Source organism: Streptomyces otsuchiensis, from assembly GCF_004305975.1.
GTDB classification, from domain to species: domain Bacteria; phylum Actinomycetota; class Actinomycetes; order Streptomycetales; family Streptomycetaceae; genus Streptomyces; species Streptomyces otsuchiensis.
In genome coordinates this window covers 1-24017 of sequence record NZ_BHZI01000021.1, presented here as the reverse complement: position 1 = coordinate 24017, position 24017 = coordinate 1, and the positions used below count along the sequence as shown (strand labels likewise).

Here is a 24017-nt window from a genome sequence, read left to right as displayed (position 1 = left end):
TCCGGGGCGTGGCCGTCCCGGCGCTGGTGAACCGGCCACGACACGGCCCCCCGGGCGGGCGCCCTGTATCGCGGGGGAACCCTCCTTCGATAGGCTGGCCCGCGTTCCGGCAGCCCGGAGCGGTCCTTCTCCGACGGTCCCCAGCAGGGCCGTTCAGCGGAGGCGCGCCGCCCGTGGTCCGGGGGAGAGGCGCGGCGAGTGCCGCGTGGTCTCCGGCGCCCGCCGCACCCAGCGGCCGGCCGCACACCCCGCCTCCGGCACCGCACACCGGTGCGGCGCACGGCGTCATGACGGTCACCCACCGCCGCACGCGGCGGCCGAACCGCCCGCACCGGGGGAACCGGGGCCGGCCTCCGGGGCGTCCGGAGCGGCGCCGGGGTCGTCCGGAACGACATCGGGGACCGGCCCGTCCGGTCCGCGACAACCGGCGTGGGGCCCGGTGCCACCGGGTACCGCGCCACCGCACCACCTCCCGCACCACCCCTCGCACCACCGTCCGCACGCCGTACCAAGGAGAGTCATCGAGCGATGGCCCATCCCGCCTTCCGCGCCGCAGCCGTCCGGGTCCGTACCCCCGCGACCAGCGCAAACCTCGGTCCCGGGTTCGACGCCCTCGGCCTCGCCCTCGGCCTCTACGACGACGTGATCGTGCGCGTCGCCGAGTCCGGACTGCACATCGACATCGCGGGTGAGGGCGCCGACTCCCTGCCGCGCGACGAACGGCACCTCATGGTGCGTTCGATGCGCGCCGCCTTCGACATCCTCGGCGGGCAGCCGCGCGGTCTTGAGGTCGTCTGCGCCAACCGCATCCCGCACGGACGCGGCCTGGGCTCCTCCTCGGCGGCGATCTGCGCCGGGCTGATGGCGGCCCGGGCGGTGACCAGCGGCGGTGAGGCCCGGCTCGGGGACGAGGCGCTGCTGGAACTCGCCTCGGAGATCGAGGGACATCCGGACAACGTCGCCGCCTGCCTGTTCGGCGGTTTCACCGTCGCCTGGTCCGATGGTGGTTCGGTCCGGGCGATCCGGCTCGACCCCTCGGAGGCGGTGGTCCCGGTGGTGTTCGTACCGGCCGAGCCGCTGCTGACGGAGACGGCGCGCGGGCTGCTGCCGCGCACCGTGCCGCACGTCGACGCCGCCGTCAACGCGGGGCGGGCGGCGCTGCTGGTGGAGGCGCTGACCCGGCGGCCGGAACTGCTGCTGCCGGCGACCGAGGACCGGCTGCACCAGGAGTACCGGGCACCGGCGATGGCGGGTAGCGTGCAGCTGGTCGGGCGGCTTCGGGCCGAGGGGGTGCCGGCGGTGATCTCCGGTGCCGGACCCACGGTGCTGGCGCTGGCGGGCGGCGGCGACGCCGACCGGATCGCGCGGCTGGCGGGGGACGGCTGGGCCGCCAACCGGCTGGAACTGGACCGCGAGGGGGCGAGCGTCCTGCCGGTCACCGGGGTCAGCAGGTGAGACCGGCGGTCGCGGGGGTGCGGCGGTCCGCTCGGGTGGGCATGCATGAACTGCAGGGAGAGGGGGGAATACCGGCGGTGTCCGGTAGTGTTAATCTCAGGTCTACACGTACCGTCCCCACGGGCCGTTCCCAGGGGTGTTCGCGGCGGTGTCATCCGCGGCGGCATTGTCCCCGGGGCCACCGGGCGGCACGGTACTCCGGGGTCCCGCGTCAAGGGACCGCGTTTTCTTCCGGGAGCCCCCTCTGCCTCAGCAGCCTGCCTGGCAGGGCCTGGCACGCTCCGGAGCCGGTGCGACGATCCCCGTGATCTCCCCGTACCACTTTGAACCGTTCTCACCGCCGCCATATGAGCAGGCGGACCACCGCCCCGGCCGGTCCATCAGACGAGACCGCAGCCGGACAGCACGACCGGTCGCCGAGCCAGACAGGCCGACGTCCGCTCCAGGGAAGGACCCTTCGTGAGCGACACCACCGATCTGATGGGCGCGAGTGCCGACAGCGCCGACAAGACTGCCGGTGATGCCCCCGCGTCCGTGACGGACAGTGCTGCCACCACCCGGGCGCCGCGTCGCCGGCGGTCGGGCACCGGCCTTGAGGGCATGGTGCTGGCGGAGCTGCAGCAGGTCGCCTCCGGCCTCGGCATCAGGGGCACCGCGCGGATGCGCAAGGGCCAGCTGATCGAGGTCATCAAGGAGAAGCAGGGCGCCGGGGGCGCCGCACCGGCGGAGTCGGCGCCCGCCGCCGACGCCCCGGCCGCCGAGAAGCCGAAGCGCCGCGCGACCTCGCGCGCCCGCACCGACGCGAAGGCCGAACAGGCCGAGGCCCCGGGCCAGCCCGAGAGCGCCGGCGCCGAGGACAAGAACGACGCCTCCGGCCCGGCCCGTGCCGACGCCGGCAAGAGCGACGCGGGCAAGTCCGACGCGGGCAAGGGCGACAGCGCCAAGTCCGATGCGGGCAAGGGCGATTCGCCGAAGTCTGACGCATCGAAGGACGACGGCTCCGGCAACGACCGCCAGGGCAAGCGGGAGCGCCGCGGCAAGAACGCGGGCCAGGGCGGCGGCCAGAACCAGCAGGGCGGCGGCCGCGGCAACCGCGACAACAACCGCGAAAACCGTGAGGGCAACCGCGACAACCGCGAGAGCAATCGCGACAGCAACCGTGACGGTGGGGGACGTGACACCGGTCGCGACAACAACCGTGACGGTGGCCGCGACGGCAATCGTGACGACGACTTCGACGGCGGGCGCCGCGGTCGCCGGGGCCGCTACCGCGACCGCCGTGGTCGCCGCAGCGGAGGCCGTGAGGACTTCAGCGAGCCGCAGGTCGCCGACGACGACGTCCTGATCCCGGTCGCGGGCATCCTCGACATCCTCGACAACTACGCCTTCGTCCGCACCTCCGGCTACCTGCCCGGCCCGAACGACGTGTACGTCTCGCTGGCGCAGGTCCGTAAGAACGGGCTGCGCAAGGGTGACCACGTCACCGGCGCGGTGCGCCAGCCGCGTGACGGCGAGCGCCGCGAGAAGTTCAACGCGCTGGTGCGGCTGGACTCCGTCAACGGCATGGGTGCCGAATCCGGCCGGGGGCGCGAGGAGTTCAACAAGCTCACTCCGCTGTACCCGCAGGAGCGGCTGCGGCTGGAGTGCGACCCGGGCTCGCTGACGCCGCGGATCATCGACATGGTCTCGCCGATCGGCAAGGGCCAGCGTGGCCTGATCGTCGCGCCGCCGAAGACCGGCAAGACGATGATCATGCAGTCGATCGCCAACTCGATCACCCGCAACAACCCCGAGTGCCACCTGATGGTCGTGCTCGTGGACGAGCGGCCCGAGGAGGTCACCGACATGCAGCGGTCGGTCAAGGGCGAGGTCATCTCCTCGACCTTCGACCGCCCGGCCGAGGACCACACGGTCGTCGCCGAGCTGGCCATCGAGCGTGCCAAGCGCCTGGTGGAGCTGGGTCACGACGTGGTCGTGCTGCTGGACTCCATCACCCGTCTGGGCCGCGCCTACAACCTGGCCGCCCCGGCGTCCGGCCGGATCATGTCCGGTGGTGTGGACTCCACGGCGCTCTACCCGCCGAAGAAGTTCTTCGGTGCCGCGCGGAACATCGAGGACGGCGGCTCGCTGACCATCCTCGCCACCGCCCTGGTCGACACCGGGTCCCGCGCGGACGAGGTGATCTTCGAGGAGTTCAAGGGCACCGGCAACATGGAGCTCAAGCTCGACCGGAAGCTCGCCGACAAGCGCATCTTCCCGGCCGTCGACGTCGACGCCTCCGGTACCCGCAAGGAGGAGATCCTCATGGGTGCCGAGGAGCTGGCCGTGGTCTGGAAGCTCCGCCGGGTGCTGCACGCCCTGGACCAGCAGCAGGCCATCGAGCTGCTGCTGGACAAGATGAAGCAGACCAAGTCGAACGCCGAGTTCCTGATGCAGATCCAGAAGACGACGCCGTCCTCCGGTAACGGCGGGGACTGACCCTCGGCCGCTGCCGCCGACCGGACCGGGAGGTCCGGGCCGGCGCGGCGCCCACCGGAACGGCATGGGGCCGTCCCGTCCATTCGTGGCGGGGCGGCCCCTTCGCGTTGTCACCCGTCCGGCTCAGCGGGGTGAGCCGCTCCCGGGAGCCGCGGACGCCCCGGTGGGCCGGGCGAACCGCCGCCCCGGAGACTCGCGCCGGCCCGTACGGCCGGTGCCGGGGGAGCCGTCACGAGCGGCGGCCGTTCGGGTGCTGCGCCACAATCGGACGATCGGGACACCGGGCCGCCCGGCGAGCAGCCGGCGGGCCGCTCGCCGGTCCACCGGTCAACCAGTCGACCAGTCCACCCGTCCTCCGAGCGCCGACGAAAGCCGAGGTGAGCATGGAGCAGCAGCAGCAGCCGGACCCGGGGCAGCCGCCCGTGCGTCACCGTCGTCCGCTCTCCCGCCGCCGGCGGGTGGTGTACGCGGTGGTGGGCTGCACGCTGGCGCTGCTGCTCCTCGGCGGCAGCGGCGCCGCCGCGCTCTATCTCAAGTTCAACGGGAACATCTCCGAGATCGACATCGACGCCGCCCTCGGCGGTGACCGGCCGGAGGACGAGCCGGGCGGGTCGCTGGACATCCTGGTGCTGGGCTCGGACTCCCGGGAGGGGGAGAACGGGGTCTACGGCAAGCAGGAGGACGCCCCGCGTGCCGACACCGCGATGGTGGTCCACCTCGACGAGGACCGCGACGCCGCCACCGTCGTCTCGATACCCCGCGACACCCTGGTCTCCCGCCCCGCCTGTGAGGACGGCGACGGCGAGGTGGTGCCGGCGGCGGAGCGCGCCATGTTCAACGAGGCGTTCGCGATCGGCGGCCCGGTCTGCGCGGTCAAGACCACCGAGGCGGTCACCGGAATCCGCATGGACCACTACGTGGAGATCGACTTCCGCGGCTTCGAGGAGATGATCGACGCCCTCGGCGGCGTGGACGTGACGCTGGAGCGCCCCCTGAGGGACGGCGACAGTCACCTCGACCTGGAGGCGGGCGACCACCGTCTGGACGGACGGGACGCCCTCGCGCTGGTCCGCACCCGCAAGAGCGTCGGTGACGGCAGCGACCTCGACCGCATCCAGATCCAGCACGCGTTCATCCGCGCACTGGTCGCCGAGGTGCGCGACGTCGGCGCGCTCGGCGATCCCCGGCGGCTCTACGCGCTGGCCGACACGGCGACCTCCGCCGTCACCACCGACAGCTCGCTGGCGTCGGTCTCCGCGCTCAGCTCGCTGGCCGGCACCCTGCGCGGGATCGGCCCGGACGACCTGCGGATGATCACCCTGCCGGTGGGCTACGACGAGAGCGACCCGAACCGGGTGGTGCCGCTGGAGCCGCAGGCGCGCCAGGTCTGGGACGCGCTGCGCCGCGACGTGCCCGTCCCCGAGGGGCTCACCGAGGGTTCGGACGCCGAACCGGACGCGGACGCCGACCCGCCCGCCGTACGCCGCTGACCTGTCGCTTCCCGCGCCCCGTCGCACTCAGGGCGGCGCCCCGGGCCCGGTGGAATACCCGGAGCCCTCATCACGTTTTGGCTGTCACGACCGGTCCTGGCAGACTGGTGCGTCGGCCCCGGTTCACGTGACGCATTCGGCGGAGCGACCCGGAGCCCTCCCGATACTAGGAGACACCGTGAAGCGCGAAGTCCACCCGGAGTACGTGGAGACCCAGGTCAGCTGCACCTGTGGCGCCTCGTTCACCACCCGTAGCACCGTCGGCGAAGGCAAGATCCGCGCGGACGTCTGCTCCGAGTGCCACCCGTTCTACACCGGCAAGCAGAAGATTCTCGACACCGGTGGCCGGGTGGCCCGGTTCGAGGCGCGGTTCGGCAAGAGCGCCGCAGCCAAGAAGTAGCGAACGGCACGCCGGCTCGGTCGCTCCCCGACGCGGGGGCGGCCGGACCGGCGTTTTCCGTGCCGTACCCCGGTACGGCGCCGGGCCGGGCGCACCGCACGGTCGCGCCCGTTGCCGCACGCCGCCCCGCGCGACCCCCTTCCAGCACCGTCCACCACACGTCACATCGTCCCGGGAGCCACCGAAATGTTCGAGGCGGTCGAGGAACTCATCGGCGAGCACGCCGACCTCGAACGGCTGCTCGCCGACCCGTCGGTCCACGCCGACCAGGGACGCGCCCGCACCATGAGCAAGCGCTACGCGGAGCTGACCCCGGTCATCGCCGTCTACCGCGACTGGCGGCGCTGCGCCGAGGACATCACCACCGCCCGTGAGCTCGCGGCCGAGGAGCCCGAGTTCGCCGCCGAGGTGAAGGCGCTGGAGGAGCAGTCCGCCGAACTGACCGAGCGGCTGCGCCTGCTGCTGGTCCCGCGCGACCCCGCGGACGACAAGGACGTCATCCTGGAGATCAAGGCCGGCGCCGGTGGCGACGAGTCCGCTCTCTTCGCGAGCGACCTGCTGCGGATGTACCTGCGGTACGCCGAGCGCACCGGGTGGAAGACCGAGATCATCGACGCCACCGAGTCCGAACTCGGCGGCTACAAGGACGTCCAGGTCGCGGTGAAGGCGCGCGGCCAGAGCGAGCCCGGCCAGGGTGTGTGGGCCCGGATGAAGTACGAGGGCGGTGTGCACCGGGTGCAGCGCGTTCCCGCCACCGAGTCGGCCGGCCGCATCCACACCTCCGCCGCCGGTGTGCTCGTCACCCCCGAGGCCGAGGACGTCGAGGTCGACGTCAATCCCTCGGACCTGCGCATCGACGTCTACCGCTCGTCCGGGCCGGGCGGCCAGTCGGTCAACACCACCGACTCCGCCGTCCGCATCACCCACCTGCCGACCGGTGTCGTCGCGTCGTGCCAGAACGAGAAGAGCCAGCTCCAGAACAAGGAGCAGGCGCTGCGCATCCTGCGGTCGCGCCTGCTGGCCGCCGCGCAGGAGGAGGCCGAGCGGGAGGCGTCCGACGTACGCCGCAGCCAGGTCCGCACGATGGACCGCTCGGAGAAGATCCGGACCTACAACTTCCCCGAGAACCGCATCTCCGACCACCGGGTGGGGTTCAAGGCCTACAACCTCGACCAGGTGCTCGACGGTGACCTCGATCCGGTCATCCAGGCATGTCTGGACGCCGACTCCGCCGCCCGGCTGGCCGACTCCCCGTAAGCACCGCGCGCCGCCCGGGCCCACGCCCGGAGCCGCGCCCCGGCGGGCCGCCGCCGCTACCGTGACGACCGCCGCCCGAGGGGCGGCGGCACGAGAAACGAAGGGACACGGTGAACGTAGGGTGGGTTCCGTGACACCGACCTCCCCGCCGCCCCGTTCGCTGCTGCTCGCCGAAGTGGCGCAGGCCACCCAGCGTCTCGCCGCCGCCGGCGTCGCGTCGCCGCGCTTCGACGCCGAGGAGCTCGCGGCGTTCGTGCACGGCACCGAACGCACCACGCTGCACCTGGTGGACGACGGCGACTTCGACGCCCGCTACTGGGAGGCCGTCGCCCGGCGGGAGGCCCGCGAACCGCTCCAGCACATCACCGGCCGCGCGTTCTTCCGCTATCTCGAACTCCAGGTGGGCGCCGGGGTGTTCGTGCCCCGCCCGGAGACCGAGTCGGTGGTCGGCTGGGCGATAGACGCGGTACGCGCCATGGACGTCGCCGAACCGCTGATCGTCGACCTGTGCACCGGCTCCGGGGCCATCGCCCTCGCCCTCGCCCAGGAGGTGCCCCGCTCCCGCGTACACGCGGTGGAGCTCGACGAGGGCGCGCTGGAGTGGGCTCGCAAGAACATCGAGAGCACGGCCGAGGGTTCCCGGGTCTCGCTGCACCAGGGCGACGCCCGCACCGCCCTGCCCGAACTGGACGGTCAGGTCGACCTGGTGGTCTCCAACCCGCCGTACATCCCGCTCAGCGAGTGGGAGTACGTCGCCCCCGAGGCCCGCGACCACGACCCGCAACTGGCGCTGTTCTCCGGGGAGGACGGGCTCGACACCATCCGCGGCCTGGAACGCGCCGCGCACCGGTTGCTGCGGCCCGGTGGCATCGTCGTCGTGGAACACGCGGACACCCAGGGCGGGCAGGTCCCCTGGATCTTCACCGAGGACCGCGGCTGGGCCGACGCGGCGGACCATCCCGACCTCAACAACCGTCCCCGGTTCGCCACCGCACGCCGGGTCACCCGCTGACGCGGACGCCTCGAAGGAGCACGACAGATGTCACGGCGCTACGACTGCACCGATGCGTCCGACCGTAAGCACGGCCTGCGGGAGGCCGTCTCCGCCATCCGTCGCGGGGACCTCGTCGTCCTGCCCACCGACACGGTGTACGGCATCGGTGCCGACGCCTTCAACCGCCGTGCCGTCGGTGATCTGCTGGAGGCCAAGGGCCGTGGCCGCAACATGCCCACGCCGGTGCTGGTGGGCTCCCCGAACACCCTGCACGGCCTGGTCACCGGGATGTCCGACCGCTGCTGGGAGCTGGTGGACGCCTTCTGGCCCGGCGGCCTCACCCTGGTCGCCCGGCACCAGCCCTCGCTGACCTGGGACCTGGGGGAGACCCACGGGACCGTCGCCGTCCGGATGCCGCTGCACCCGGTCGCCCTGGAGGTGCTGAAGGACTTCGGGCCCCTGGCCGTCTCCAGCGCCAACCTCACCGGTGAGGCGGCGCCGCAGGACTGCGACGCCGCGAAGCGGATGCTGGGCGACTCCGTCGCCGTCTACCTGGACGGCGGCCCCACCCCCAGTGACGTGCCGTCGACCATCGTCGACATCACCGGCCCCGTGCCGGTGCTGCTGCGTCCCGGGGCGGTGAGCGAGCAGCAGCTGCGCGAGGTCGTCCCCGACCTGGAGACCCCCCATTGACCGCGGCGGCCAGTGACGCGGACGCCGGCATAGCCGCCCTCCCCACCCAGGAGGCCGGCCAGGTCTTCCGGATCCTGCACGTCTCCACGGGCAACGTCTGCCGCTCACCGATCACCGAGCGGCTGACCCGGCTCGCCGTCACCGAACGCCTCGGTTCGGCCGGGGGACTCGTCGTGGAGAGCGCCGGCACCTGGGGCCATGTCGGCGCGCCCATGGAGGCGCACGCGGCGCAGGTGCTCACGGAGTTCGGCGCGGACACCGACGGGTTCACCGGGCGCGAGCTGCTGGACGAGCACGTCATCCGGGCCGACCTGGTGCTGACCGCGACCCGCGACCACCGTGCCCAGGTCATCTCCATGGGGCACTCCGCCGGGCTGCGCACCTTCACCCTGAAGGAGTTCACCCGGCTGGTCCGGGTCATCGACATGGCGACGCTGCCGGACGCCACCGAACCCGGCGGGCTGGTCTCCCGGGCGCGGGCGCTCAGCCGTGCCGCGGCGGCGCTCCGCGGCTGGCTGGCGGCGCCCAGCGCCGAGGCCGACGAGGTGCAGGACCCGTACGGGGCGCCGATCCCGTACTTCCGGAGCGTGGGCGAGGAGATCCACGGCGCGCTCGACCCGGTGATCACGGCGCTGACCGGCATCCGCGCCGACGGCGGGCGCTGAGCGTCCGGCGATGACTCTCCGGCCTGAGCATCCGGCCTGAGCGTCCGGCGCGGCGGAGAACGGAGCACCGCCGTCCCGGCAAGCCCCGGACCCGTCACCCCGGGTGACCGCTTCGCGGCGGGGCGCGGTGACGGGAGCCCGGGGCCGCCCGGGGCAGGTGGGAGCGTGCGGGAGGGCCCTCGTCTGGAGCTAGGGTGTGGGCCCTGAGGTCCGAATCACACTGGGGAGCCCGTGCGCGAATACCTGCTGACGCTCTGCGTGACGGCGGCCGTGACGTATCTGCTGACCGGCCCGGTGCGCAAGTTCGCGATCGCCGCCGGCGCCGTGCCGCAGATCCGCGCGCGCGACGTGCACCGGGAGCCGACCCCGCGGCTCGGCGGGATCGCGATGTTCGGCGGGTTGTGCGCCGGTCTGCTGGTGGCCTCCCAGCTGACCAACATCGGCGACGTGTTCGCCAGTTCCAGCGAGCCGCGGGCGCTGCTGGCCGGTGCCGGGCTCATCTTTCTGCTGGGCGTCCTGGACGACAAGTGGGGCGTCGACGCGCTGGTGAAGCTCGGCTGCCAGATGATCGCCGCCGGCGTCATGGTCATGCAGGGCCTGGCGATCCTGTGGCTGCCGATCCCCGGCGTGGGCGTGGTGGCGCTGACGCCGATGCAGTCGATCCTGCTCACCGTCGCGCTGGTGGTGGTCACCATCAACGCGGTGAACTTCGTCGACGGACTGGACGGTCTGGCGGCCGGCATGGTCTGCATCGCCGCCGCCGCGTTCTTCCTCTACACCTACCGCCTCTGGTACGGCTACGGGATCGAGGCCGCCGCGCCCGCCACGCTCTTCTCGGCGGTGCTCATCGGCATGTGTCTCGGCTTCCTGCCGCACAACATGCACCCGGCGCGGATCTTCATGGGCGACTCCGGCTCGATGCTGCTGGGCCTGGTGATGGCGGCCTCCGCCGCCTCGGTGACCGGCCAGGTCGATCCGGACCAGCTGAACCTCTTCACCGGTTCGGTGCGGCAGACCATCCAGGAGATGGTGCCGGTCTACATCCCGCTGCTGCTGCCGCTGACCATCATCGCGGTGCCGGTCGCCGACCTGCTGCTGGCGGTGGTGCGGCGCACCTGGAACGGGCAGTCGCCGTTCGCCGCCGACCGCGGTCATCTGCACCACCGGCTGCTGGAGATCGGCCACAGCCACAGCCGGGCCGTTCTCATCATGTACTTCTGGTCGGCGCTGATCGCCTTCGGCACCGTCGGCTTCACCGTGCGGGGCGACAGCCTGGTCGTCATCCCGACGATCGTGGGACTGAGCGCCATCGGGCTGGTGCTGCTGTTGCTGCCGCGGTTCACCCCCCGGGTGCCGTGGTGGGCGCAGCGGCTGGTGCCGCCGCGCTACCGCCGCCCGGAGCCCGTGACGACCGCCGATCGTGCCGAGGCCGTGGAGCGCGGTCTGAGCGGCGCCACGGCGGTGGGGGAGCGGCGCCGGTTCGGCCGCAGCGCGGAACGGCCCGGGCCGGGAGCGGGCCGGCATCCGGCCGGGCGGCGGGACCACCACGAGGGCCACGGCCACGATCACGACCAGAGCGGCGAGACCCGCAGTGGCGCCGGCGAGGACGGTGGCGCCGGTGGACGGCGCGAGCAGGCCGTCGGAGGCGGCGGCCGGCCGCGACAGGGCTCATGACCAGCGGCGGAGCGGTGTCGAGCGCGCCGGGCGGACCGTTTCCTCCGGTCACCCGGACGGGCGTCAGCCACGCGCGCGTGAGGTACCCCGGACGTGTGAGTTCCTGCACACGAACTAGGTAAAGACCTCATCAAATAGTTTGTGATAGCGTTCACGTAGTCCCGATGGAGCAGTTCTCGCTCTTGGGGCCCGTCAACGAAGACTTCCCCGACGTATCGCCGGAGACCACTTCATGCAGCCCAACGACGCCCGGATCCTCCGCGGCGCCGCGATCCTCACTGCCGTGGCCGGTGCGATCGCCCTCGTGGCGGGCGCCGTGCTGCGTGGTTCCGAGGGAGCGGTGAGCGTCGGCCTCGGCGTGCTCGTCGGCGGCCTGTTCTTCGCATCCGGGCAGTTCGCGCTCGCCAAGGTGGTCCACCGGCGGCCCGACCTGCTGATGGGGGCGGCCGTGGCCGTCTACATCAGCAAGGTCCTCGTGCTGCTGGCCCTCCTGGTGATCCTGCGGGACGCCTCGTTCATGGACGGCCGCCTCTTCGCCCTGGGTGTCCTGGTGACCTCGGTGGCGTGGATCGTGGGCCAGGTCCACGGCAACCTCAAGGTCAAGACGCCCTACGTGGTGACCGGCGAGCAGACCCCGGCCGCCGGGCCCGGCACCGACGACAAGGCCACCGGCTGATGCCGGGCCTGGTCGGCGCCGACCTCGCGGGGGGCGGCATAAGGGTGCCCTTCGCGGGCTGCTATTGTCCGTCGCCGGAGCCTCAGCTGACGACGGGACGCGCGCTGTACGGGACAGCCGCGCGTGCCCCCCGGACTCCCAAGGGGCGGCGTGGTGTTCGTGCCGGCCGGCTCCTCCTCCCGTCACTTACCCAGTCCAGTGCCGTTCCGTGGCACGCCGCCACGCCCACACGCGAGGTAGCCGTATCCATGCGTCATGCCGAAGGAGCTCGCGGTGAATAGCGACCAGACGCTCGCCTTCGAGACCGACTGCCATCTCTTCCAGGACTGCGGCTACCCCGCTCCTTCGCTCTGGTCGTTCCAGTTCGAGCCGATCTTCAGCATCGGCGGCTTCGACTTCAACAAGCCGGCGCTGCTCGCGATCCTCGGCTCGCTGCTGGTCATCGGCTTCTTCTGGGCGGCGTTCGGCAACGCGAAGGTCGTCCCGGGCAAGCTGCAGATGGTCGCGGAGATCCTCTACGACTTCGTCCGCACCGGCATCGCGCGGGCGGTCATCGGCAAGCAGGCGGAGTCGTTCGTACCCCTGCTGGTCTCGCTGTTCTTCACGGTCTGGATGTTCAACCTCTGGGCCGTGATCCCGGTCGCGCAGCTGCCGGCCTCCTCGATCATCGCCTACCCGATCGCGCTGGCGCTGGTCGTGTGGGTCACGTACATGACGGTGACCTTCAAGACCAACGGGTTCGTCGGCGGCATCCGCAACATCTGCGTGCCGAGCGGGCTGCCGAAGCCGATCTACGTGATCGTCACGCCGATCGAGATCCTGTCGAACGTCTTCCTGCGGCCGTTCACGCTGGCCGTGCGTCTGTTCGCCAACATGTTCGCGGGCCACGTCCTGATCCTGGTCTTCCTGATCGGCGCCTGGTACATGCTCGGCACCGTCGTCGGCACCTTCTTCGCCGTCGGCTCGCTGGTCATGACGCTCGTGATCACGGTCTTCGAGCTCTTCATCCAGGCGCTGCAGGCCTACGTGTTCACGATCCTGACCGCGACCTACATCTCGGGCGCGCTGGAAGAGCCGCACTGACCCGCTTCTTCTGACCCGCCCGACGGGGGCCCTCGCGGTCCCCAGCCGCCAGACGACCGGTGGACACATGTCCACCGGCCTATCACAGAGAAGGAACCACGGACATGTCCGCTGCTTTCGAGACCCTCGCCGCCGTCAACGGCAACATCGGCACCATCGGCTACGGCATCGGCGTCATCGGTGCCGGTGTCGGCGTCGGTTACATCTTCGGCAACGGTGTGCAGGCCATCGCCCGCCAGCCCGAGGCCGCCGGCCTCATCCGTCAGAACATGCTCCTCGGTGCCGCCCTGGTCGAGGCGCTCGCCCTGATCGGCTTCGTCACCCCGTTCATCTTCAACTGACGGGTCCCTCACCCGAGCCGTTCACGACGAAAGGTCCACCATGATGATTCAGCTGGCCGCAGACGGGCCGCAGAGTCCGCTGCTGCCCGTCCTGCCTGAGATCGTCATCGGTCTGATCTGCATCGGTGTCGTCTACCTCGCCTTCCACAAGAAGCTCCTCCCGGCCGTCAACAAGGCGCTGGACGAGCGGCGGGAAGCCATCGAGGGCGGCATGGAGAAGGCCGAGGCCGTCCAGGCCGAAGCGCGGCAGACCCTTGAGGAGTACCGCGCGCAGCTCGCCGATGCCCGGCGGGACGCCTCACGCCTGCGCCAGGAAGCCCAGGAGCAGGGCGCCACGCTGATCGCCGAGATGCGCGAGGAGGGCCAGCGCCAGCGCGAGGAGATCATCGCCGCCGGTCACGCCCAGATCACCGCGGAGCGTCAGCAGGCCGCCGAGGCCCTGCGTCAGGACGTCGGCAAGATCGCCACCGAACTCGCGGGCCGGCTCGTCGGGGAGTCCCTTGAGGACCACGCCCGCCAGAGCCGCACCATCGACCGTTTCCTCGACGACCTCGAGGAGAAGGCCGAGGCTGCCCGGTGACCGGTGGAGTGAGCCGCGACGCCCTGGCCGCCTCCCGGGAACGGCTGAACACCCTGGTGGACTCCACCGGCGTGGCGGCCGGGACCCTGGCGGACGACCTCGCGAAGGTGACGTCGCTGTTGGACCGCGAGGTCTCGCTGCGCCGCGTCCTCACCGACCCGTCCCAGCCCGGCCAGGGGAAGGCCGACCTCGTCGGCCGGCTCCTCGGCGGCCAGATCGGCGGCGAGAGTGTCGACCTGGTGTCGGGCATGGTCCGCTCCCGCTGGTCCGCCTCCCGTGACCTGGTGGACGCGGTGGAGGAGCTGGCGGACACCGCCGACCTCATCGCGGCCGAGCAGGCCGGGAACCTGGACGCGGTGGAGGACGAGCTGTTCCGGTTCGGCCGCATCGTGGCCGGGTCCCCGGAGCTGCGCACCACGCTCGGCGGCAAGGAGTCCGACGACGCTCTGCGCACCGCGCGGACCGCGCTCGTCGAGCGGCTCCTGGGCGGACGGGCCCAGCCCGTCACCCAGCGGCTGGTCAGCCGGCTCGTCCTGCACCCGCGGGGACGTAGCCTGGAAGCGGGCCTGGAGTCACTCTCCAGGCTGGCGGCCGACCGCCGTAACCGTTCGGTGGCGGTCGTGGTGTCGGCGGTGCCGCTCAGCGACGAGCAGAAGCGTCGCCTCGGCAGCGCCCTCGCCCGGACGTACGGCCGTGACATCCAGCTCAACCTGGATGTCGACCCCTCGGTACTGGGCGGGATCTCCGTCCGGATCGGGGACGAGGTCATCAGCGGCACCATCGCCGACCGGCTCGACGACGTCCGCCGCCGCATGGCCGGCTGACAGCGGCTGTGCCGCCGGCCCGTTCCCGGGCCGGCGGATGTACCGCGCCCCACCAACTCAAGAAGCAGTATTCAGCGGCCCGAGTTGGGCCGTACGAAGACTTACGGTCCCAACAAGGAGAGCAGGGAACCCAGATGGCGGAGCTCACGATCCGGCCGGATGAGATCCGGGACGCGCTGGAGAATTTCGTCCAGTCGTACACGCCGGACGCCGCCTCGCGCGAAGAGGTCGGCACGGTCAGCGTTGCCGGTGACGGCATCGCGAAGGTCGAGGGCCTTCCCTCGGCCATGGCGAACGAACTGCTGAAGTTCGAGGACGGCACCCTCGGCCTCGCCCTCAACCTCGAGGAGCGCGAGATCGGTGCCGTCGTCCTCGGCGAGTTCAACGGTATCGAGGAGGGCCAGCCGGTGCAGCGCACCGGTGAGGTGCTCTCCGTCGGTGTCGGCGAGGGCTACCTCGGCCGGGTCGTCGACCCGCTGGGCAACCCGATCGACGGCCTCGGCGAGATCGAGACCAGCGGTCGCCGCGCCCTGGAGCTGCAGGCCCCCACGGTCATGGACCGCAAGTCGGTCCACGAGCCGATGGAGACCGGCTACAAGGCCGTCGACACGATGACCCCGATCGGCCGCGGTCAGCGTCAGCTGATCATCGGCGACCGGCAGACCGGTAAGACCGCGCTCGCGGTCGACACCATCATCAACCAGCGCGACAACTGGCGTTCCGGCGACACCAACAAGCAGGTCCGCTGCATCTACGTGGCGATCGGCCAGAAGGGCTCCACCATCGCCTCGGTGCGTGGCGCCCTGGAGGAGGCCGGCGCGCTGGAGTACACCACCATCGTGGCCGCTCCCGCGTCGGACCCGGCGGGCTTCAAGTACCTCGCCCCCTACACCGGCTCGGCCATCGGCCAGCACTGGATGTACGAGGGCAAGCACGTCCTGATCATCTTCGACGACCTGTCGAAGCAGGCCGACGCCTACCGCGCCGTCTCGCTGCTGCTGCGCCGCCCGCCGGGCCGCGAGGCCTACCCGGGTGACGTCTTCTACCTGCACTCCCGTCTGCTGGAGCGTTGCGCCAAGCTCTCCGACGAGATGGGCGCCGGCTCGATGACCGGTCTCCCGATCGTCGAGACCAAGGCCAACGACGTGTCGGCGTTCATCCCGACCAACGTCATCTCCATCACCGACGGCCAGTGCTTCCTGGAGTCCGACCTCTTCAACGCCGGTGTCCGTCCGGCGCTGAACGTCGGTATCTCGGTCTCCCGTGTCGGTGGTTCCGCGCAGCACCCGGCGGTCAAGCAGATCACCGGTTCGCTCCGTGTGGACCTCGCCCAGTTCCGTGAGCTGGAGGCGTTCGCCGCCTTCGGCTCCGACCTGGACGCGGCCTCGAAGGCGTCCCTGGAGCGCGGTAAGCGCATGGTGGAGCTGCTCAAGCAGGAGCAGTACAACCCCTTCGCCACCGAGAACCAGGTCGTCTCCATCTGGTCCGGCACCAACGGCCTGATGGACGACATCCCGGTCGAGGACATCCGCCGGTTCGAGCGCGAGCTGCTGGACCACATGGGTCGCGAGAACAAGGACCTGATGACCTCGATCCGCGAGGGCCGGAAGATGTCGAAGGACACCGTCTCCGCCATCGGCGTCGCGGTGAACAAGTTCAAGCAGCAGTTCGAGACCTCGGACGGCAAGCTGCTGGGCGAGGGCTGAGCATGGGAGCCCAGCTCAGGGTCTACAAGCGACGGATCAAGTCCGTCACTGCGACCAAGAAGATCACCAAGGCGATGGAGATGATCGCCGCCTCGCGCATCATCAAGGCGCAGCGCAAGGTGGACGCCTCGACTCCGTACGCCGACGAGCTGACCGGCGCGGTCACCGCGGTCGCGTACAGCGCCAGTGACGTCAAGCACCCCCTGACCACCGAGGTGGAACGGCCGGTGCGGGCGGCGCTGCTGCTGATCACCAGCGACCGCGGCCTGGCGGGCGGGTACTCCAGCAACGCCATCAAGGCGTCGGAGTCCCTGACCGCCAAGCTGGTGGCCGAGGGCAAGCAGGTCGACCACTACGTGGTGGGACGCAAGGGTGTGAGCTACTACACCTTCCGTGAGCGCCCCCTCCAGGAGTCGTGGACCGGCTTCACCGACAGCCCCGAGTACTCCGACGCGAAGGCCATCGCCGCTCCGCTGATCGCCGCCATAGAGCGGGAGACGGCGGACGGCGGGGTCGACGAGCTCCACATCGTCTTCACCGAGTTCCGCTCGATGATGACGCAGACCCCGGTGGAGCGCCGGATGCTGCCGCTGACCCTGAGCAGGACCGCGGAGGACTCCGCCGCGGTCTTCGCCAAGGGTGCCTCGGTGCACGCGCTGTACGAGTTCGAGCCCGGTGCCGAGCAGGTACTCGACGCGCTGCTGCCGCGGTATGTGGAGAGCCGGATCTACAACGCGCTGCTGCAGTCGGCCGCTTCCGAGCACGCCGCACGCCGGCGGGCGATGAAGTCGGCGACCGACAACGCCGAAGACCTCATCAAGTCGCTCACGCGGCTTGCCAACGCGGCCCGCCAGGCCGACATCACCCAGGAAATCAGCGAGATCGTCGGCGGTGCCAGCGCCCTGGCCGACGCGACCGCGGGGAGTGACAGGTAAACATGACTACTGCTGCTGAGACGGCGACGGGCCGCGTCGCGCGGGTCATCGGCCCGGTCGTCGACGTGGAGTTCCCCGTCGACGCGATGCCGGAGATCTACAACGCCCTCAAGGTCGAGGTCCTGGACCCGACCGCCGAGGGTGCCACCAAGACTCTGACGATGGAGGTGGCCCAGCACCTCGGTGAGGGCCTCGTCCGCGCCATCGCCCTGGAGCCCACCGACGGTCTGGTCCGCCAGGCCACGGTGCGCAACACCGGCGACGGCATCACGGTGCCCGTCGGTGACGTCACCAAGGGCCGGGTGTTCAACACCCTCGGCAAGATCCTCAACGAGCCCGAGGCCGAGGCCGAGGTCACCGAGCGCTGGCCGATCCACCGCAAGGCGCCCGCCTTCGACCAGCTCGAGTCGAAGACCGAGATGTTCGAGACCGGCCTGAAGGTCGTCGACCTGCTGACCCCGTACGTCAAGGGCGGCAAGATCGGTCTGTTCGGTGGTGCCGGTGTCGGCAAGACCGTGCTCATCCAGGAAATGATCATGCGTGTGGCCAAGCTGCACGAGGGCGTTTCCGTCTTCGCCGGCGTCGGCGAGCGCACCCGTGAGGGCAACGACCTCATCGCGGAGATGGCCGAGTCCGGCGTGCTCCCGCAGACCGCGCTCGTCTTCGGCCAGATGGACGAGCCGCCGGGGACCCGTCTCCGCGTCGCGCTGGCCGGTCTGACCATGGCGGAGTACTTCCGCGATGTGCAGAAGCAGGACGTGCTGTTCTTCATCGACAACATCTTCCGCTTCACCCAGGCCGGTTCCGAGGTCTCCACCCTGCTGGGCCGGATGCCCTCCGCGGTGGGTTACCAGCCGAACCTGGCGGACGAGATGGGTCAGCTCCAGGAGCGGATCACGTCGACCCGCGGTCACTCGATCACCTCCATGCAGGCGATCTACGTCCCCGCGGACGACCTGACCGACCCGGCGCCGGCCACCACCTTCGCCCACCTGGACGCCACCACGGTGCTGTCCCGTCCGATCTCCGAGAAGGGCATCTACCCGGCGGTCGACCCGCTGGACTCGACGTCCCGGATTCTGGACCCGCGCTTCATCGCCCAGGAGCACTACGACACGGCGACCCGTGTCAAGGGAATCCTGCAGAAGTACAAGGACCTCCAGGACATCATCGCCATTCTCGGTATCGACGAGCTCGGCGAGGAGGACAAGCTCACCGTCCACCGCGCCCGCCGTATCGAGCGCTTCCTGTCGCAGAACACCCACGCGGCGAAGCAGTTCACCGGCATGGACGGTTCGGACGTCTCGCTGGAGGAGTCGATCACCGCGTTCAACGCGATCGCCGACGGTGACTACGACCACTTCCCCGAGCAGGCGTTCTTCATGTGCGGTGGTCTTGACGACCTGAAGGCCAAGGCCAAGGAGCTGGGCGTCTCCTGACACCCGGCCCGGTCCGAGGGGGCGGGGCGCGCTCCGCCCCCTCGGACCATCCCGGGGCCCTCCCCGGGGACCGTCGTCACTCTTATTCATCGGATTCCATCAGAAGGAGCCATCGTGGCTGAGCTGGACGTCGAGCTGGTCGCCGCGGACCGCAGGGTCTGGTCGGGCAAGGCCGGCATGGTCGTCGCCCGGACCACGTCGGGCGACATGGGCATCATGCCCAACCACCAGCCGGTGCTGGCGGTGCTGCAGACAGGCCCGGTGACCATCCGCACCACCGGCGAGAGCGGGAAGGGCACCGTCATCGCCGCAGTGCACGGCGGCTTCCTCTCCTACTCGGACGGTAAGCTGTCGCTGCTGGCGGAGATCGCCGAGCTGGCCGACGAGATCGATGTCGAGCGCGCCGAGCGGGCGTTGGAGAAGGCGAAAGCCGACACCGACGCGCACGCCGAGCGTCGCGCCCACGTACGACTCGCGGCTGCTGCCAGGACCAACTGACCGAAGTCCTGACGGTTCACTAGAAGCGAGGAGGTCGGTCGGGATGGTCCTCCTGCTCGTGCTGTGCGTGGTGCTGCTGGCCCTGGTGCCGGTGGGACTCTTCGCTTTCGGTGTCCGCCGGCGGCTGATCCAGCGGCCGGGCGGCACCTTCGACTGCAGCGCCCGGTGGACCCCCCCGGTGGCGGGCAAGTCACCCGGCAAGGGGTGGGTCTACGGGGTCGCCCGCTACAACGGTGACCACATCGAGTGGTTCCGTGTCTTCTCCTACGCGCCCCGGGCACGGATGACGCTGGAGCGCGACCGCATCCAGGTACGCGACCGGCGCAGGCCCAGCGGCGAGGAGGAACTGGCGCTGCTCTCCGGGGCCGTGGTGCTCGCCTGCCGCCATGACGCCCTCGATGTGGAGCTGGCGATGAGCGAGGACGCGCTCACCGGTTTCCTCGCCTGGCTGGAAGCGGCTCCGCCCGGCCAGCGCGTCAACGTCGCCTGACCGTCTCCGCCGAGAGCGGGCCCGGAGCCTGGGTGGCCCGCCTACCTCATCCGGCCCACGAGCACCGAGACGGTGACGTCCTCGGTGACGTACTGCTCCTCCGGAAGCGACCGGCGGATCTGCTCCGCGAAGGCCGGCCGGGCGTCCGGCCCGGGGAGCTTGTCGGCGGGGATGGCCGAGTAGACGCCGCCGATGAGCCGGTCGAGGCTCAGCCGCTCGCGGTACGCGAACACCGTCTCGTGCACGTCCTCGAAGCCCGCCGTCTCCAGTGCCTGCCCGTACCGGACCCGGTCCGACGCGGCGGTGCCGCAGGAATCCGCACGTATCTCTCCGAAACGCTCCTCCAGGCAGGCTCGGAGCGAGCGGGACCACTGACTGTCCTGCAACCACAGCGGCGTCCCGTTGGCGACCACGGCGACGCCTCCCCCGGGGCGGACCATGCGCGCCAGCGTCCGGAAGAGCTCCTGATGGTCCATCCAGTGGAGTGCCTGCCCGATGACCGCCATCGCCAGCCGGCGCTGCGCCAACAGCCCGCCGAGCGCGGGGACGTCGCTGTCGGCACCGAGGACCCACGTCGCGTTGCGCACGTCGCCTCTCGCGGCTTCCTCCCTGGCGAGCCGCAGCATGTCCGGCTCGGGATCCATGCCGATGACCCAGCCGACCCGGGAGGCGAGAGGGACGGCCATCTGACCGGTGCCGCACCCCAGATCGAGCACCACGTCGTCCGCGCCCAGCACGAAGGCCCCCTGCAGCGCATCGAGAGCCTCGGGCGGATAGCCACGCCGGAACTCCGCGTAGTACTCGGCGACGTCACCACTGAACCCCAGAGCCATGGCGACCACCCTGGCAGAGCACAACCCCGGGGGAACAGCTCCCCGGCGGGCCTTCAGCTGACGGCGGAAGCCGGCCGGTCCGCGACCTCCCCGCCCCGGCCGCCCTCGGCCGGCCCCGGGCCCCGTCACCACGCACCGACATGGCTGCGTCCCGAGGCCACTCCGAGCCACCCGGACCCGGCGGCACCTGCGGTCCGGGGAGGTCAGCGAAGCCGGCCGTCGCGTCCCGTCCCCGGACGCGGGTCAGCCGGGGAGACGGCGGGCGGACCGTCTCCCCGGCTGGTCTGGAGGGGCCGCCGCTGGGGAGCGGCGGCCCGGGTGGGTCAGCCGTTGAGTCCCTGGTCGATGGCGTTGATCAGCACGCCGTCGGAGGTGTCACCGCTGAGCTCCCAGAACATCGCTCCGCCCAGGCCCTGCTGCTTGGCCCAGTCCATCTTGGCGCGGATGGTCTGCGGGGTGTCGTAGCTCCACCACTGGTTGCCGCAGTGGGCGTAGGCGGTACCGCCCACCGTGCCGGTGGCCGGGCAGCGCTGTGCCAGCACCTTGTAGTCCTCGATGCCGGCCTCGTAGGTGCCCGGGGCGGCCCCGGTGGCGCTGCCGCCCGGTGCCGACTGGGTGACGCCGGTCCAGCCGCGGCCGTAGAAGCCGATGCCGAGCGTCAGCTTGTGGGAGGGGACTCCCTGGGCCTTCAGCTTGGCGATGGCGTCCGCGCTGTTGAAGCCCTGCTGCGGGATGCCGGGGTAGGAGGTGAGGGGCGAGTGCGGTGCGGTCGGGCCCTGTGCGGCGAAGGCACCGAAGAAGTCGTAGGTCATCACATGGATCAGGTCGGCGTACTGGGCGCCGCCCGCGTAGTCGACGGCGTCGATCTTGCCGCCGCTGGAGGCGTCGGCGGTGATCGCCGCCGTCACCAGCTGGTCGCCGAAGACGCCCTTGAAGGTCTGCATCATCGTCCGGAAGATCTGCGGGCCGCTGCTGTCACAGCTCAGGCCGCAGCCGTTGGGGTACTCCCAGTCGAGGTCGATGCCGTCGAAGACACCGTCCCAGCGCGGGTCGTTGACCAGGTCGAAGCAGGACTGGGCGAACGCCTGCGGGTTCTGCATCGCCTCGGTGAAGCCGCCTGACCAGGTCCAGCCGCCGAACGACCAGACGATCTGGATGTGCGGGTACATCTCCTTGAGCTTCTTCAACTGGTTGAAGTTGCCCCGCAGCGGCTGGTCCCAGGTGTCCGCGACGCCGTCCACGCTCTCGGCGGCGGTGTAGGCACGGTCGGTGGCCGCGTAGGAGTCGCCCATGGTGCAACGGCCGTTCTGGACGTTGCCGAAGGAGTAGTTGATGTGGGTGATCTTCGACGCCGAACCCGAGGTGACGATGTTGCGGGCGTGGTAGTTGCGGTCGTAGACGCCCCACTCGGTGAAGTAGCCGGTGATCACGTGGTCGCCGGGCTCACCCGGACCGGGGTCGGTCGGGTCGGTCGGGTCCGGGTCCGTGGGGTCGGGGTCCGTGGGGTCCGGGTTGGTCGGGTCGGGGTTGGTCGGGTCCGGATCGGTCGGGTCCGGGTTCGTCGGGTCGCCGCCACCGTCACAGGAGACGCCGTTGACGCGACATCCGGTGGGCTCTCCGGTACCGCTGCCGGTGAAGCCGAAGCTGGCGGTGGCCCCGGGGGCGAGCGTGCCGTTCCAGCCGGTGTTGGTCACCGAGTAGTGGTTGCCGGACCGGGTCAGCACCCCGTCCCAGACGGTGGAGGTGGAGGTTCCGCTGGGGAACTCCCACTCGACGGTCCAGCCGTTGATGGTGGAGGTCCCGGTGTTGGTGACGGTCCACTGGCCGCCGAAGCCGGTGTCCCACTGGGAGACCTTGGAGAAGGAGGCGGTCGCCGTGGCCGCCTGTGCGGGGCTCGCCAGCACGACCAGGGCGGTCATGGGCAGGGCGAGGACGGCGAGCAGGGCGACCAGCCGGCGGCCGGTTCTGCGTCTGTGTGCTGAGGTACCTGACTGCAAGGGAACTCCCGGGGTTTCGGTCAGACAGATCGAGGGGAATCTGCGCCGCCCGCGAGCACGGCTTGTCATGCTTGCGCTCACTGCAGACGCGATGAGAGTAGGACTGGTCTGGACCAGGGGTCAATAGGTCTGTACCACCGGCCTGAGCACGTCGAACAGCGGTTCGTGGCAGTGCTGTTGCCGCACGTCGGGGCCGGTGGTGGTACCGGTGGTGCGCATGGGAACCGAGGTGCGGGAGCGGTGGCGGTGCGGCACACGCCCGGACGGCCGCCGCCCGGCGCGGACGCCCGAAGGCGGCCCGCACCGGGCGGCAGCGTCTGTCCGGCGCGTCTCAGCGCGCGTCAGCGGTCTCTCAGCGCAGTCCCTCGTCCATCGCCGCGATCAGCTCACCGTCGGCGGTGTCACCGTGCAGCTCCCAGAAGAAGGCGCCACCCAGGCCCTGGTCCTGGGCGTAGGCCATCTTGGTCAGGATCGTCTCCGGGGTGTCATAGCTCCACCAGTCGTCGCCGCAGTGCGCGTACGCCGTGCCGCCGACGAACCCGGTGACGGGGCAGATCTCCTTGAGGACCTTGTAGTCCTCGATGCCCGCCTCGTAGGTGCCCGGGGCGGCCCCGGTGGCGCTGCCGCCCGGCTCGCTCTGGGTGACTCCGGTCCAGCCGCGACCGTAGAAACCGATGCCCAGCAGCAGCTTCTCCCGCGGCACACCCTGCGCGACGAGCTTCTGGATCGCCTCGTCGGAGGTGAAGCCCTCCTGCGGGATGCCGTCGTAGGGGGTCAGCGCGGAGTGGGGGGCAGTCGGGCCCTGCGGCGCGAAGGCGCCGAAGAAGTCGTAGGTCATGACCGCGATGTAGTCCGCGTTCTCCGCGCCGTAGGCGTAGTCCACGGCGTCGATCTTCCCGCCCTCGGAGGCGTCGGCGGTGATGGCGGCCGTGACCAGCTGGTCACCGAAGACGTCACGGAAGGAGCTCATCATGTCCCCGAAGATCCGGGGGCCGCTGCTGTCGCACTCCAGACCGCAGCCGTTGGGGTACTCCCAGTCGAGGTCGATGCCGTCGAAGACGCCTTCCCACTGCGGGTCGTTGACCAGGTCGAAGCAGGACTGCGCGAAGCGCTCCGGGTCCTCCATCGCCTCGCCGAAGCCGCCCGACCAGGTCCAGCCGCCGAACGACCACAGCACCTGGATGTGGGGGAACTCCTCCTTCAGCTGGAGCAGCTGGTTGAAGTTGCCGCGCAGCGGCTGGTCCCAGGCGTCGGCTTCCCCGCTGACGCTCTCCTCGGCGGTGTACGAACGCTCCAGCGCCGCGTACGAGTCGCCCATCACGCACTCGCCGTTCCGCACGTCGCCGAACGCGTAGTTGATGTGCGTGAGCTTCTCGGCCGAGCCCGAGGTCACGATGTTCTTGACCAGGTACTCGCGGTCGTAGGTGCCCCACTCGGTGAAGTAGCCCAGGTTGACGTGGTCACCGGGGCTCGTCGGCTGCTCCGGGTCGGTGGGGTCCGGGTCGGTGG

22 protein-coding genes are annotated in these 24017 nt (G+C 70.9%); 19 read left to right on the top strand and 3 right to left on the bottom strand.

Translation table 11 applies throughout. The annotated features are described in order from the left end of the window. Nucleotides 1-528 precede the first annotated feature (528 nt). From thrB to E0D90_RS03850, 19 genes are all read left to right on the top strand, one after another. Complete coding sequence (thrB, locus tag E0D90_RS03940) at nt 529-1455, top strand: homoserine kinase (RefSeq protein ID WP_130796599.1); 927 nt, start codon at nt 529-531, stop codon at nt 1453-1455. A gap of 459 nt (nt 1456-1914) precedes the next feature. After that, nucleotides 1915-3933 (top strand): transcription termination factor Rho, encoded by a 2019-nt coding sequence (gene rho / locus E0D90_RS03935; RefSeq protein ID WP_130796598.1) that lies wholly within the window; start codon nt 1915-1917, stop codon nt 3931-3933. 383 nt (nt 3934-4316) lie between these two features. Further along, nucleotides 4317-5423, top strand: a complete 1107-nt coding sequence (locus E0D90_RS03930) for an LCP family protein (protein WP_130796597.1) — start codon at nt 4317-4319, stop codon at nt 5421-5423. Between the two features lie 178 nt (nt 5424-5601). Further along, nucleotides 5602-5823, top strand: coding sequence for a 50S ribosomal protein L31 (gene rpmE / locus E0D90_RS03925; RefSeq protein WP_103504540.1), 222 nt, complete (start codon nt 5602-5604; stop codon nt 5821-5823). A 186-nt stretch (nt 5824-6009) separates the two neighbouring features. Then, nucleotides 6010-7080, top strand: a complete 1071-nt coding sequence (prfA, locus tag E0D90_RS03920; RefSeq protein ID WP_103504541.1) for a peptide chain release factor 1 — start codon at nt 6010-6012, stop codon at nt 7078-7080. Nucleotides 7081-7210: 130 nt separating this feature from the next. Further along, nucleotides 7211-8092 carry a peptide chain release factor N(5)-glutamine methyltransferase gene (gene prmC / locus E0D90_RS03915; protein WP_103504560.1) on the top strand — a complete coding sequence of 294 codons (882 nt, stop codon included), beginning with the start codon at nt 7211-7213 and terminating at the stop codon, nt 8090-8092. Nucleotides 8093-8119: 27 nt separating this feature from the next. Then, nucleotides 8120-8767, top strand: coding sequence for an L-threonylcarbamoyladenylate synthase (locus E0D90_RS03910; protein WP_103504542.1), 648 nt, complete (start codon nt 8120-8122; stop codon nt 8765-8767). A gap of 29 nt (nt 8768-8796) precedes the next feature. Continuing rightward, the gene (locus tag E0D90_RS03905) at nt 8797-9432 is read left to right on the top strand and encodes an arsenate reductase/protein-tyrosine-phosphatase family protein (protein WP_103504561.1); all 636 of its coding nucleotides are present in this window, start codon (nt 8797-8799) and stop codon (nt 9430-9432) included. 231 nt (nt 9433-9663) lie between these two features. Continuing rightward, the gene (locus E0D90_RS03900) at nt 9664-11106 is read left to right on the top strand and encodes an MraY family glycosyltransferase (protein ID WP_227869971.1); all 1443 of its coding nucleotides are present in this window, start codon (nt 9664-9666) and stop codon (nt 11104-11106) included. Nucleotides 11107-11338: 232 nt separating this feature from the next. Then, the gene (locus E0D90_RS03895; RefSeq protein ID WP_103504543.1) at nt 11339-11782 is read left to right on the top strand and encodes a Cg1360 family ATP-synthase-associated protein; all 444 of its coding nucleotides are present in this window, start codon (nt 11339-11341) and stop codon (nt 11780-11782) included. A 255-nt stretch (nt 11783-12037) separates the two neighbouring features. Next, the gene (gene atpB, locus E0D90_RS03890; RefSeq protein ID WP_103504544.1) at nt 12038-12865 is read left to right on the top strand and encodes a F0F1 ATP synthase subunit A; all 828 of its coding nucleotides are present in this window, start codon (nt 12038-12040) and stop codon (nt 12863-12865) included. 104 nt (nt 12866-12969) lie between these two features. Beyond that, complete coding sequence (gene atpE, locus E0D90_RS03885; protein WP_103504545.1) at nt 12970-13206, top strand: ATP synthase F0 subunit C; 237 nt, start codon at nt 12970-12972, stop codon at nt 13204-13206. A 43-nt stretch (nt 13207-13249) separates the two neighbouring features. Beyond that, nucleotides 13250-13786, top strand: coding sequence for a F0F1 ATP synthase subunit B (locus E0D90_RS03880; RefSeq protein WP_103504562.1), 537 nt, complete (start codon nt 13250-13252; stop codon nt 13784-13786). Nucleotides 13787-13794: 8 nt separating this feature from the next. After that, nucleotides 13795-14610, top strand: coding sequence for a F0F1 ATP synthase subunit delta (locus tag E0D90_RS03875; RefSeq protein WP_265415934.1), 816 nt, complete (start codon nt 13795-13797; stop codon nt 14608-14610). A 134-nt stretch (nt 14611-14744) separates the two neighbouring features. Next, nucleotides 14745-16316 (top strand): F0F1 ATP synthase subunit alpha, encoded by a 1572-nt coding sequence (gene atpA / locus E0D90_RS03870; protein WP_103504547.1) that lies wholly within the window; start codon nt 14745-14747, stop codon nt 16314-16316. Between the two features lie 2 nt (nt 16317-16318). Further along, nucleotides 16319-17251 carry a F0F1 ATP synthase subunit gamma gene (locus E0D90_RS03865; RefSeq protein ID WP_130796595.1) on the top strand — a complete coding sequence of 311 codons (933 nt, stop codon included), beginning with the start codon at nt 16319-16321 and terminating at the stop codon, nt 17249-17251. Between the two features lie 2 nt (nt 17252-17253). Further along, nucleotides 17254-18690: a F0F1 ATP synthase subunit beta gene (gene atpD / locus E0D90_RS03860; protein ID WP_103504549.1), complete on the top strand. Its 1437-nt coding sequence runs from the start codon at nt 17254-17256 to the stop codon at nt 18688-18690. A gap of 114 nt (nt 18691-18804) precedes the next feature. After that, nucleotides 18805-19188: a F0F1 ATP synthase subunit epsilon gene (locus tag E0D90_RS03855; protein WP_103504550.1), complete on the top strand. Its 384-nt coding sequence runs from the start codon at nt 18805-18807 to the stop codon at nt 19186-19188. Nucleotides 19189-19231: 43 nt separating this feature from the next. Continuing rightward, nucleotides 19232-19678 (top strand): DUF2550 domain-containing protein, encoded by a 447-nt coding sequence (locus E0D90_RS03850; protein ID WP_103504551.1) that lies wholly within the window; start codon nt 19232-19234, stop codon nt 19676-19678. A 41-nt stretch (nt 19679-19719) separates the two neighbouring features. Here E0D90_RS03850 and E0D90_RS03845 read toward each other — a convergent pair whose 3' ends face one another. The 3 genes from E0D90_RS03845 to E0D90_RS03835 all read right to left on the bottom strand — a co-directional run. Continuing rightward, the gene (locus E0D90_RS03845; protein ID WP_130796594.1) at nt 19720-20511 is read right to left on the bottom strand and encodes a class I SAM-dependent methyltransferase; all 792 of its coding nucleotides are present in this window, start codon (nt 20509-20511) and stop codon (nt 19720-19722) included. A 323-nt stretch (nt 20512-20834) separates the two neighbouring features. Then, nucleotides 20835-22430, bottom strand: coding sequence for a glycosyl hydrolase family 18 protein (locus E0D90_RS03840; RefSeq protein ID WP_227869972.1), 1596 nt, complete (start codon nt 22428-22430; stop codon nt 20835-20837). A gap of 430 nt (nt 22431-22860) precedes the next feature. Then, a partial coding sequence (locus E0D90_RS03835) for a glycoside hydrolase family 18 protein (protein ID WP_130796592.1) occupies nt 22861-24017 on the bottom strand: 1157 nt, incomplete at its 5' end.